We start from the raw sequence: 12947 nt of genomic DNA, 5'->3' as shown, positions 1-12947 counted from the left end.
TATTAATTGATTTCATCAACCAGATCTGAACGGATCCAGCCTACGCCGTTATTGGTGTCGGTGTCCGGGTTCAAGTCGGAGATGACCTGGTACCAGATGTAGCCGTCGCTTGCTTGTTGAGAGCCTAGGATGACGATCGGGTAACCGAAGGCGTTGTTGACGCCAAGTTCCGAGCGTTTGAATTGATACAGCACGGTTGGGCCGTTTGGTGCGTTTCTGACATTGGTGGAAGCGGTATTGGTGATTCCCAATTTATGCTGGCCGATGTCTTTTTTGCCTAACTCCAAGTCAGCGCGGAACATGTGCCCGGCTACTTTAGCGCCCCATGTCGGATCTGATGCATAGCTGACGTTGAATCCAGTGGTCTTGTTGCCTGGACTAGCGCCATTTGCGTATCCGCCAAGTGGATTCGCATAATTGCGGTTCATGTATTCACGGGCGAAAGCATCAATGCTGCCTTCAGGCTGCGAATAGACGGTGCCTTCGTGAGGCGATCCATCAAAGACACGGATTCCAAAAAGGTTATTTTTGGTTTGTGCATTGGCGCTCATGCCATAAGCACTTTCGTGCATTGCCGCCGCTAACATGAACAGGGCATTGATATTATACTTGTTCTGCATTTCGATGAAGTATTTGCCTTTGCCGATCAGTTTTGATCTCGTTACAGCATCTTTGTATGTCCCGGATGAGGTGGTCACCCCTTTTAATCTGTTCATGACGAATTGATCCAGTTGTGCAGCCGTGTAATTCGTTTTGGTGCGGACCGATTGATACTGGAAATAAGGGTAATGGACAAACTGGGTGACTCCCGCTTCGTTTGCGAAATGGACGCCATCTTTACTATAGTATTTCACTCCCGCCACCATTTCTGACGGTGCAGGCCCGATCGAGTGGCTGGCACGGGATTTTGTGACGTAATTGTATTGATGATGCTCTAAAGTGCCCCACTGATTTTTCAAGTAATAATCACGGCTAGTGATCAATTCAGCAGGGACAAAATCCACTTCGCTGTGTTTCGCAAAGCCGATTGTTCCGCCCACTTGTACTTTGACGAATTCCGCATTGGCATCGATATAGCGGAGCTCTCTGCCATGCTCGATGTATGTGGCTTGTTTGGTGAACTGGGAATCATAATAGATGGTCGTTACTTCTTTAACGCCACTTCCTGAGACACGATTTCCATAAGCGAGTCCGCTCTTGATCCGGATAATTTCATCCCCTTTAAAGATCGCTTGGGCAGTCGGTACATTCTTGAATGATTCTGCAGCCAACTGATACTCCTTGTGGCCGTATTGCTGTTTCACCAATACGCCATTGTCGACATAGCCAAGGTAATACGCCGATCCGTCATTCGGTACATCCGGGAGGATCGGTGGTGCACTGGCTTCTTCATGAGCCAGAAGGAAGCGATAGATGAAAGCCGCTGCCTGTTCACGGCTGGCGATGTCTTTCGGTCCGTATTTCAATCCACCCTTGCCATCCGGAATCCCTTCCGTAATGCCGTAATGGACAATATTGAATACGGCACGAATTCCACCAGAAGAAACAAAGTCATCAGCATCCGAAAACTCGATGCGCTCTTCCACTAATTCCATCTCTTGGTACGCCAACACATTTTTCAACGTTTGGGCCATTTGCTCACGTGTGATATTGGCAGTCGGACGGAATGTGCTTTCTGTAACTCCGACCATTAGTCCGGCACTGTATGCAGCACCGATTTCATTTGAAAGGCTGGAGTTTTTTGGTACATCCTTAAACGGATGGATACCCGCTGGCAGATTCAATGCACGGTTGATGAATGCAGCGAATTGCTCGCGTGTCACACTGGCTGTGGGTTTATACGAGCCATCCTTGTAACCCGATAAAATCCCTCTTTCCACCATTTCTTTCATTTCTTTTTCCAACGCGCTGCCGGGTACGATGTCGGTCGCCTGGCTGGTTGTTGCAAAACCAAAAACTCCGGAAATTAATAAAATGATAACTGCTAACCGATTGATTGTCTTCATGTGGGCCCCCTGTAAGTTCTGAATGATTGGCTTGTGCAATATAGGTATTCTTTCTTCTCTCTATCAGCCTAAAAGTTCATTAGTTACCAATAAAATACTCTTTTATATATAGTTTATAGTAAAAATATGTTTTAAAGAAGGTAAATATGGGAATACTTTAAAATAAGCTCCTTGTGCCTAATTCCATTTCACTTGATTTAAAATTAGACTTTTAAACCACGACTTTATACCTATAAATACATACAAAAAAGAACCTTCCATATGCTATTGGAAGGCCCCGTTCTTCTTGATGTTTATTTAACCATCATGGAGCTGTATAAAGCTGCTGCAAATTCTGAACGATTTGCATTTTTCGTTTCGTAATATCTTGATGTTTGGAAGACTGTTGTCTGATCAATCGCCTTTAACGTAACGATGTGCTTGTGCGCCCAGAATGTTGATGGAATATCCAGGTATTTAACAGATGAAGTTTTAGCTTGCGCTTGAGTCGACTCAGACATTTTAAATGCCCGCTCGAGAATGACAGCTAATTGTGTTTTTGTTAATGTATCGTCTACTCCGTATGCACCGTTTGTGTATCCGAGAATAATACCGGATTCATTCATCGCCGCTATGTCTTTAGCGAATCGGTGTGATGTGGATACATCACTGAAGTTGACAGCACCTGATGGTTGCAGCTCCAGTACGCGGTTGACCATTGCAGCCGCTTGTCCGCGAGTGATGGATTCGTTTGGACGGAAATCCTGTTTTTCGAAACCATTGATGATTCCTGAAACATTCAAAGATTTAATCGCTTCATATGCTGGATGTGATGAAGCCACATCTACAAAGTTGCCGTTTGTGACTGGAGGCAATGAAGCTTGAATTGGTGCAGTAACACTTTTCACTCCGCTTAACCGTTTAGCTCCTGCGTATTTCGGGCCCCAGTAAGGATTGGTGTTGATGTTTGAAATTGCCACACCTTTACTTTCCGCTGAAATCACATCGCCGTCCCCCAAGTAAATTCCTGTATGGGAAATTCCTGGCTTATATGTATTGGCAAAGAATACTAAATCACCTTTTTGAAGATTGCTTTTCGAAACGCTGGTCCCGACATTGAATTGTTCGGCTGACGTTCTTGGCAATGAAATATCGAAGTTCTTAAATACGTGTAGGATATAGCCTGAACAATCAAATCCTGCTGTAGTGGTTCCACCAAATTTGTAAGGTGTGCCTTTAAATTTAAGAGCATAACTGGCAATGTCATCTGGTGCTGCGGCCTTAGTTTCAGTGGCTGTAAAAGGACTGATTACTGAGAATAATAGTACCATCATCATTATGAGCAATATGCGATTCTTCAATTTGTCACCTCTTATTGTTTTTTGGACCCAAAATGCTGATCAGGCACTGAATCAATTTTTTTGTCTTCTTAATCTATTTTTGATTCTAGCAGACAATTCTAACAGTTATTGTTACATTTGCATTACATTTGTGTAACAAGTTTCATTTTTTTGTTTATTTATACCAAAAAGAGGATATATAAGTTCCTTTAGAACTCCATCTTACTAATTATTTTGCAGTAAATTTTTTGAAATACCTTTTTTCTGTTCAGGTTTTGTTTTACTTTGAAAACAAAAACTCCACCGCGCCGCATTGGGCAGTGGAGTTTTTGGCAAAGAAAGATCGAGCTGCACGGATGGATCTGGACGATTAATGCAGTCGTTTACTTGGCGAAGAACCGGCTATGCTGTAATACTGGCCCAAATCAGTGCGGCCGTGGTAATGATAGTAGAAGTCAAGACTTGCCAGGTAAAGGGCTCTTCCCATATTCTTGCGATGCGCATCAGAACGGATGTACTTAATATCGACATCACTGTCGATAAAGCCCATTTCAATAAGCGTTGCAGGTACAGTGTTTTGGCGAAGAACTGCCAGGTTTCCTTGTTTCACTCCACGATTAACAAGTGGCCAAGCTTCCTGCATGCGTGCTTGCATATAGATGGATAACACTTTTGATTGAGTTACATAAGGGTTTGTTGCAGAAGTTGAACCATAATAGAATGACTCTTGTCCATTCACTGAATTATTGAAAGCATTTGTATGGATGCTGACAAACATGTCACCGCCATATTTTTTCGCAAATTCCGCACGTTGCGTCAAGCTGGGATATGTGTCTCCAGTACGCGTCATTACGACTTGAATCGGCGTTTTATCAAAATAAGATTTCATGTGGTTACTGACATTCAAGGCGACATTTTTTTCAAGGAACCCAAAACCACTGGCTCCGGGATCCGTTCCGCCATGCCCTGGATCAATGATGATTGTAAGATCTTTTCCGGCAGCTGGAGGTGGAGCTGGCAGTACTGCCGCCGGTTTTGCAGATTTCAAATAGGATTTATCGACATAGCCGATCAAGTTTCCGGCTTTAATGTATGCCCAGTTGCCCGTGTAGCTTGCAACACTGACCATTTGGCCGTGGCTAAGCTTGCCGATGACGTTAGAAGGCGAATTGACGACTTGCGGTTTTGAGCGGATGTTCAATGTACTTGAACCTACGCTTACATATTGTGTTGTTTTAAAAATGGACGTATCGCCGGTTTTGACACGGAAATCAGCATTGATGGTTCTTGCCAGGAATACGGCGAAATCAGAACGGATAATCGTTACATTTCCTCCGAAGCTTCCATCTGCCATCCCTTGTGCAATACCTTTATCCATCAGGATTTTAGCAGAGTCTGAAGAATTCGTCCCCCCTAAGGTATAAGCACGGTTGATCAAAATGGCCATTTCGCCACGATCTAGTTTTGCGTTAGGGCGGAACGTACCGTCTCCGTATCCGCTGATGACTTTCTTATTGACAAGTTCTACTATATAGCCTGAAGCCATATTTCCAGCTGCAACATCTTTGAAGCTGGTTGCGCGTTTTTGACCATTCAACCCCAATGATCTGCCCAGCATTGCAGCAGCTTCTCCTCTTGTCACTTCTCTATCAGGAACAAACTCGGTGGGCGTAACCCCATTGATGATATTCTTGTTTACTAGATAAGAAATTTCCGCTGCGGCTCGGTGACTGGCACCGACATCCTTAAAATTGGTATTTGCACTCACATGGCTCATAGGAACTATCACCGAAGAAATCAATGCTATACATAGTAAAATTATCCACTTTTTCAAACTTATTTGCCTCCTAAATATTATTGTTAATCCATACTTTAAACCATACCTTCAGGAAATTCTATGTAACTTTTAACCTATTTGTGATTATTTAGAATCAGATTTCTCTTCATAAGTGAGTATAAAGTCTTTCGTTTTTTCTTCACTATACGTTAGTGTTTTAGATTTTGTTAATATTTTTTCATAGATTTTTTCTTTACAAATTAATGTAAAAACTAGGTATTTCGCTTATATTTTAAGGAAAAACGCACCCTGCTAAACACCCCATCTCTACAGCAATAAGAGCTTGTTCTATAAGAATCCACGTTTTCTTTCTCCACACAAAGACCCACGCAAAAAAGCTCCGCCCTCTTTTGAGGGCGGAGCTTTTTTAATTTTATGGAGCTGTGAAGTTATTGAGGGGTGTTCACTTCAACGATGCGCCCTTCAACTTCTGGTGTCACTTGGCCGATCCGCTCCAGTTCTTCCTGGAAATTGATCCAATCCGAAATTCCCAAATCAATGGCACGGCCTTCAGCGTATGCCTGAGCCAGAACATCATAACCGTCTCCGCCTTTAGCGGTAAAGGCATTTGTTGCCACTTTATATGTCTCTGATTCTACTAGAGGTGTTTCAGTTCCAGCTTCATCTACAAATGTAATGGAGACAATTCGCGAGCCTGCAGGTTTTGTGGCGTCAAATTGAATTTCAGCTCCAGCGACGTGCAGGAAACCACCATTTTCGTTTGGATATTGGCCGACACTGATTTCAAATGCCTGTTTGATTTCAGTACCAGTCAAGTCCATAGTCGCCAATGTGTTGCCGAATGGCAAGACAGCAATGATTTCTCCCACTGTGATTGGTCCCGCATCAATAGCTGAACGGATTCCGCCGCCATTTTGGAAAGCCATCACTGTTTCCGGGCTATAGTCTCTTGCTTTTGCAAGCATGCCATCTGTGATGATATTGCCTAATGGCGTTTCATTTTTACGAACACTCACTCCAGTTGTATTGCCTGTATCACCTGTACGCGGATTTAAAAGCGGCTCCACAGCAACAGCTGTCGTCTCTTCTTCTTCAATTTCCTTCACTCTTGTTGCATAAGGCTCAAGAATTTCTACAGCTTCTGCATCTTCGGCTTGCGCATCAATTTCGACCAGCTCACCCGCGTATGCATAGACTTCCCCTTGGTCATCGAATTCCACATTCAATGTTCCCAGGTTATCGCCATACTGTCCTGTTTGGACAATGATGGTCGGTGCGTCAAATTCATTTACCAAAACTGGATCAGAAAGTTCTGTATGCGTGTGGCCACCCACGATAACGTCGATGCCTTCAACCGCTTTCGCCAATTCCTGGTCATTATCGATTGCAGCATTATCATCAAAGCCGATATGGGTAAGAGCTATGACTTTATCGATTCCCATTCCTTCAAATTCAGCGACCATTTGCTTCGCTTCTGCAATATAATCAGAGAACGTGATTTCTCCAGGACTGGAAATGTCTGCAGTATCCTTCGTCGTAAGTCCGAAAATCCCGACTTTCTCGCCGTCGATTTCCTTCACGATTCCTGAGTAGATATTGCCTGAGGCAGCCTCTGCCGGAATCTTCGCCTGGAACAACCCGTCAAATAGCGGATCGTTTGAGAAATCAACGTTTGCAGCTACAAACGGGAATTCTGCCGCTTCGACAAATTCTTTCAGCGCCTGATGCCCTTCTTCAGAAGAACCCAGATCAAATTCGTGATTTCCGAAGGTCATCGCATCGTACTTCATCAAATTCATCATTTTCACGTCTGGTTCTCCAGTAAATTCGTTGAAATACAATGTTCCCGAGAATACATCACCTGCATCCAGCAATAAAGCATCCGGATTTTTTTCACGGAACTCTTTTACTGCCGTCACTCTTTTAGGAGCTGAATCCAGGCGCGCATGCGTATCATTTGTATGCATCAATGACATCGAGAACAACTCATTCTTCAAATCGTCTTTAGCACGGAAAATGAATAAGGCCATTTCTCCACGTGTCAGGTTTTGTTCGGCACCAAATTGTGTTTCCGTCTTCCCGACTGTAATGCCATTTTTAAGCAACGCGTCTACATATTTTGCGAATTTCGCATTCACATCTGTAAACTGTGTTTTTGTCACTTTGTCGTCTATATCATATTTGGCCGCACTTGCCAAAAGCTTGGAAAGTTCGTTCCGTGTCAGTAAATCAGTTGCACCGAAACGTTTCTCCGTCTTGCCGTGGACAATTCCAGCCTGTACCAAAGCATCTACAGCCCATTTAGCGGAAGCCGGAACATCAGTGAATCCTGAATCTTTAAAATCCTGGCTTGAATTGAATCCTATTGCGCGGGCAATCATCACAGCTGCATCCTGTCTTTTAATGTTGTCAGCCGTACCGTAATGTGTTTCAGAAATACCATTCGTAATGCCGTTTTCAACCAAAAAATTAACCGCTTTCACGTAACGGTCGGAAACATCTTCAAATTTCGCCGCATCAGCAGATACGGTTGAAACCGCGGAAGCCACCATAGTTACAGCGATTGCCGAAGCGATGAATTTCTTGTTTTGCAGGACATTTGTCATGTGCTCTTTCCTCCTTAAGGATTATGTTTCTCATTGCTCCTTTACTTTACCAAATTAAACCTGGTCCTTCCATACAATTTACACAAAAAACGCATTATTCTTACAATGTATTTCTGTGCTGAATAGTTCATCTATTTTTTTCCTATTGAATGAAAGAAATAACTCTCAAGCTTAATCATTCTCATCTTCTCTAACTTATGAAGTAATACTCTTGGAGAATAGAGCCTTCATTTTTTTGGAAATTGATGCGACTCAAGAAATTTACATAAAAAAACCCCTTTTGCCGATAAGCAAAAGGGGGTGGATACCTTATTCGTGGCGGCTTTCTTCGTCGCCCCAGCATTCAGTGTTCTTCAGGCCAGGGATATTTTTTGCAAAGAACTCCGGATTCTTTCCGGCTTTGCGCTGGCCTGTGTAATCATCCAGCACCTTGAAGGCGATTTTGCCGAGCAAGGCGATGACTACGAGGTTGAGTACAGCCATGAAGCCCATGAACAGATCGGCCATGTTCCAGACCAATTGAACTTGTGCCAATGCACCGAACATCACCATCGCCAATACGCCGAAACGGTAAGCAGTCAGCCAACCGCTGTGGGCATTGATGAATTCGATGTTCGTTTCACCGTAGTAATAGTTACCGATGATCGAACTGAACGCAAAGAACAGGATGGCAATCGCCAGGAAGTAAGGCGCCCAGCTGCCCAGATGGACATTCAATGATGCCTGCGTCAGCAGGATCCCTTCCTGTTCGCCGTTTGAATACAGGTCTGCCAGGATAATGATGAAAGCAGTTGCCGAACAGATGACAATGGTGTCAAAGAAAACGCCCAAACTTTGCACAAGCCCCTGCTTCGCTGGATGCGAAACGTTGGCGGAAGCTGCTGCGTTCGGTACAGAACCCATACCGGCTTCGTTGGAGAATAAGCCACGGCGTACGCCCTGCATAATGGCAGCACCGATACCGCCGCCTACCGCTTCCTCCAAGCCAAATGCACTTTGGATGATCAAAGTGAATACTGCAGGAATTTCAGTGAAGTTCATGATTACGATATACAATGCGACGAATATGTAAATTGTTGCCATGATCGGCACAACCACTTGTGTAACGCGTGCAATCCGCTTAACGCCGCCGAATATGATCACAGCCGTCAAGAGCACAAGTCCCAAACCAACTGACCAATCAGGAATATTGAAAACATCTTCAAATGACTGCGCAATGGTATTTGATTGGACAGAGTTGAAGATAAACCCGAACGCCAGTGTCAATAGAATCGCGAAGACAATACCAAGTTTACGGTTGCCGAGCGCTTTTTCCATGTAGTATGCCGGGCCGCCTCGGAATTGCTCGCCGTCACGGACTTTATAGACCTGCGCCAATGTACTTTCAATGAAAGCGGTAGCCATCCCGATGATAGCCACCATCCACATCCAGAAAACCGCTCCCGGACCACCGATGGCAATTGCTAATGCGACACCTGTGATATTGCCGGTTCCGACACGTGATGCGGTTGAAATCGTGAAGGCCTGGAAAGCGGACACGCCGCTATCGCCGTCCTTCTTCTCCGTGATGACGCGGAACATTTCGCCGAACAAGCGAACTTGGACGAATTTGGTGCGAATAGTAAAGTACAGGCCAAGGCCCATCAAAAGTGCAATTAATATGTATGTCCAGAGCAACGTGTTGACGTTATCGACGAACCACGTAACCCCATCTAAAAAAGCATCCATTCAATTTCTCCCCTTTTTAGTAAACTTATCTACAATACCCTGTATCCATTGGAAAGAAACGTTCTTTTCAATGGATATAAAGAAAAGCTTCGCTCAGCGGGATATTCCACTGAGAAAAGGCAGAACATAGGTAAAAAGCGCCTATGTATCCGGTATCCTGCCTGCCCAGTCTAAACGTGCAGTTGCAGGCGGTCGATTTTCCGCTTAGGTAAGCGCAACCTCTATTGGCCGTTCAAGCCATATAAAAATGAGACCCTCTAGTAAAAGAGGGTCTCGGATATCGGCTCAACTTAATGATAGCATGTGTTTGGCCTATAGTAGAATTGTTAGTATTTTAAGTTATTTCCCGGGAAATTCTTTGGAAACATGCATTTCTTTGGTTATCGAATGGCGTACATATGCACCCAATAAGGAAATCCATCTGAATCTTCCATATAACCAACGCCGATCACCGTATACGATTTCAACAATAGGTTGTCTTTATGTCCTGGGGATTCCATCCAGGCCATAACTGTTTCGTCCGCGGTTATATACCCGCTCGCTAGGTTTTCCCCTACCTGGTTTGTCGGATAACCTAAATCGACAGCCATTTCCCATGGAAGCCCATACGTAGGTGAGGTATGGTCAAAATAATTATTTCGAGCCATATCTTCCGCCTTCAACTGTGCAATTTTCGACAGTTCAGGATCTTCCAGAACTTTTCCTACACCTGCCGCCTGTCTTTTTTCGTTGACTAAGGCGATGGTGTCATAGGCTACTGAAGTTACTCCCGAATAGATTTTACTGCCACTGTCATATGTGACAGTTTTTGTTTTTACCCGTTCTGCAAATTGCATGGAACGTTCGATAAATGCTGCCAGCTGAGCACGCGTCACCAATGTCTCCGGCTGAAAAGTAGAGGTCGTCACGCCTCTTGTAATATTGACTTCGGCCATCGTCACGATATAGGAATGTGCCCAATAAGTTGAAGGGACATCCTTGAAATTGATTTCATGGTTATTGTCTACGACAATATCGAAACCTTCGATGATGATTTTTGCCATCTGCGATCTTGGCAAAGGACTCGCCGGATTGAACTTTTTGACGTCCGCGAATACACCTTTCTCAGTTAAGGCCGCAATTTCCTTATAAGCATAGTGGTTGGTTGGAACATCCGTGAACTTCGGCTTGAATGCGGTATCCAAATCCAGTTTCAGCGTTTTCGCGAGGATCAAGGCTGCCTGCGCTCTTGTTACATTATCATTAGGACCAAATTTGCCATTGCTGTAACCGTTTAAAATTCCAGCCTTGGATAAGTTATGGATCGAGTAATAGGCAAAATGGTATTTAGATAAGTCCGGGAAATGATGGGCTTGAACCGGTGATGTCGAAAATAAAAATAATAAAACCATAAGTGCAGAAATAATCGGCTTTTTCATATGCCCTCCTTCCTATTTGAGACCCCTCAAATACGTTTTTTCGCTATATTTTTACCTATACCCTTTTTCACCCCTTTTCTATCCTTTTTTTAAAAAAACTCCTACTTTTGTTTTACGTTCGTTTATTGCCTTACTATATTTGCCAGAACTCGTGCGCCAATCGCCAGGGCTTCATGGTTAAAGCGCATATCCGGATGATGGAGCCCAGGTGTGAGATCCGCTCCGATGCCGATCATGGCTGCATGCAGTTCCGGCTTTTTGATGGTGTAGAAATGAAAATCGTCAGCACCTGTCGTATGGACCGGTGGTGCTGTCGCTTCGTCCCCCAAAGTCTGCCGAATGGCAGCGTCTGCAATCTGCATCGCTGTTCCGGAAACTTCCGCAGCTGGCGTGTAATCTGTCCACTCATAGGAAATCCCGACATCGTGCAGCTTAGCGATCGCCTCCAAACCGTCAGCGATTTTTTGCTGAAGTTCTTTCATGAGCCCATTCGATTGGGAGCGGACATCCATGGCAAAATGAGCGCTTCCCGGAATGATGTTCAAACTGTCGCCGCCCGTCTGGATATGCGTGAGTTTCGCCGAGTACGATTCAAACGGTGAAAAATAAATCGATTTCACAAATTGATGAATCGCTGCAAGGACATCGATGGCATTCTTGCCTTGATGTGGACGAGCGCCGTGTGCATCCACGCCCGTGATTTTCCCTCTCAAGAAGATGCCGGATCCATGATGAAGCGCAGGCGCCACTTGGCCAAACGGCAATTCCTCGATCGGCCGCAAATGTACGCCGTATAAATGTGAGACCCCGTCGATTGCTCCCCGCTCGATCATCGACAGCGAACCATTTCCGAGTTCTTCCGCTGGCTGAAAAATAAAACGGACCCGCTTCGTCAAGGTTTCATCTTTCAAGTGCAGAAGTGCCCCAAGCACCATCGCCATATTGGCATCGTGTCCGCAGGAATGATTGGCCTGGAGTTTGCCGTCCACTTCCTGCCAAAGCGCGTCAATATCCGCTCGAATCGCCACCACTTCCGGCCCGTTGCCGATTTCAGCAATCAACCCGGTGACATCCGGAAACGTATGATATTCAACTCCCAGCTCAGTCATGATCGCTGCCAGTTTCTTGGTGGTCTCCACCTCTTTCCAGCTGACTTCAGGATGCGTATGGAAATGATTGAAGTATTCACGTATTTGCTGTTCGATATCCATGCAGTTGTCTCCTTTGTATGAGAAATTCACTTTAATAGTTTGATTGTACACGAGGAACGGGAGGATTTGTGAAGAAATAGTTTGGGTGTGGGGTTTTAAGATGAAGCTTTTTGTTTTCTACATGATCAATTGCGATCTCTACATGAAGTATCTAACTCTTTACATGACTTCTTGATTCCTACGTGAAGCTTTTTGTTTTCTACATGAATAGTTGAGTTCTCTACATGAAGTATCTAACTCTCTACATGGCTTTCTGATTCTTACGTGAAAATTTTTGTTTTCTACATGATCAATTGCGATCTCTACATGAAGTATCTAACTCTTTACATGACTTCTTGATTCCTACGTGAAGCTTTTTGTTTTCTACATGATCAATTGCGATCTCTACATGAAGTATCTAACTCTTTACATGACTTCTTGATTCCTACGTGAAAATTTTTGTTTTCTACATGAACAATTGAGGTCTCTACATGAAGTATCCAACTCTTTACATGACTTCTTGATTCCTACGTGAAGCTTTTTGTTTTCTACATGAATAGTTGAGTTCTCTACATGAAGTTTTCGACTCTTTACATGACTTTCTGATTCTTACATGAAAATTTTTGTTTTCTACATGATCAATTGCGGTCTCTACATGAAGTATCTAACTCTCTACATGAATTCCTGATTCCTACGTGAAGCTTTTTGTTTTCTACATGAACAATTGAGGTCTCTACATGAAGTTTTCGACTCTTTACATGACTTTCTGATTCTTACATGAAAATTTTTGTTTTCTACATGATCAATTGCGGTCTCTACATGAAGTATCTAACTCTCTACATGAATTCCTGATTCCTACGTGAAGCTTTTTGTCGGCTACAT

General features: G+C 44.0%; 7 protein-coding genes. All 7 read right to left on the bottom strand.

Annotation, left to right across the window (positions count from 1 at the left end; genetic code table 11):
* Positions 1–2 precede the first annotated feature (2 nt).
* The 7 genes from Q0785_RS02010 to Q0785_RS01980 all read right to left on the bottom strand — a co-directional run bounded on the left by Q0785_RS02010 (position 3) and on the right by Q0785_RS01980 (position 12086).
* The gene (locus tag Q0785_RS02010; RefSeq protein WP_298824570.1) at positions 3–2006 is read right to left on the bottom strand and encodes an S-layer homology domain-containing protein; all 2004 of its coding nucleotides are present in this window, start codon (positions 2004–2006) and stop codon (positions 3–5) included.
* Between the two features lie 293 nt (positions 2007–2299).
* Positions 2300–3346 carry a C40 family peptidase gene (locus Q0785_RS02005; protein ID WP_298824567.1) on the bottom strand — a complete coding sequence of 349 codons (1047 nt, stop codon included), beginning with the start codon at positions 3344–3346 and terminating at the stop codon, positions 2300–2302.
* A 349-nt stretch (positions 3347–3695) separates the two neighbouring features.
* The gene (locus tag Q0785_RS02000; RefSeq protein ID WP_298824562.1) at positions 3696–5159 is read right to left on the bottom strand and encodes an N-acetylmuramoyl-L-alanine amidase; all 1464 of its coding nucleotides are present in this window, start codon (positions 5157–5159) and stop codon (positions 3696–3698) included.
* A 392-nt stretch (positions 5160–5551) separates the two neighbouring features.
* Positions 5552–7729 carry a 5'-nucleotidase C-terminal domain-containing protein gene (locus Q0785_RS01995; protein WP_298824559.1) on the bottom strand — a complete coding sequence of 726 codons (2178 nt, stop codon included), beginning with the start codon at positions 7727–7729 and terminating at the stop codon, positions 5552–5554.
* A gap of 309 nt (positions 7730–8038) precedes the next feature.
* Positions 8039–9457, bottom strand: coding sequence for an alanine/glycine:cation symporter family protein (locus Q0785_RS01990; RefSeq protein ID WP_298824557.1), 1419 nt, complete (start codon positions 9455–9457; stop codon positions 8039–8041).
* A gap of 380 nt (positions 9458–9837) precedes the next feature.
* Positions 9838–10875 (bottom strand): S-layer homology domain-containing protein, encoded by a 1038-nt coding sequence (locus Q0785_RS01985; protein ID WP_298824554.1) that lies wholly within the window; start codon positions 10873–10875, stop codon positions 9838–9840.
* A gap of 122 nt (positions 10876–10997) precedes the next feature.
* Positions 10998–12086 (bottom strand): amidohydrolase, encoded by a 1089-nt coding sequence (locus tag Q0785_RS01980; RefSeq protein ID WP_298824552.1) that lies wholly within the window; start codon positions 12084–12086, stop codon positions 10998–11000.
* Between the last annotated feature and the right edge of the window lie 861 nt (positions 12087–12947).

It is taken from the genome of uncultured Planococcus sp. (assembly GCF_947501725.1).
Classification (GTDB): domain Bacteria; phylum Bacillota; class Bacilli; order Bacillales_A; family Planococcaceae; genus Planococcus; species Planococcus donghaensis_C.
Note: the sequence above shows the minus strand (reverse complement) of the source record. Positions and strands in the feature narration are given on the sequence as shown.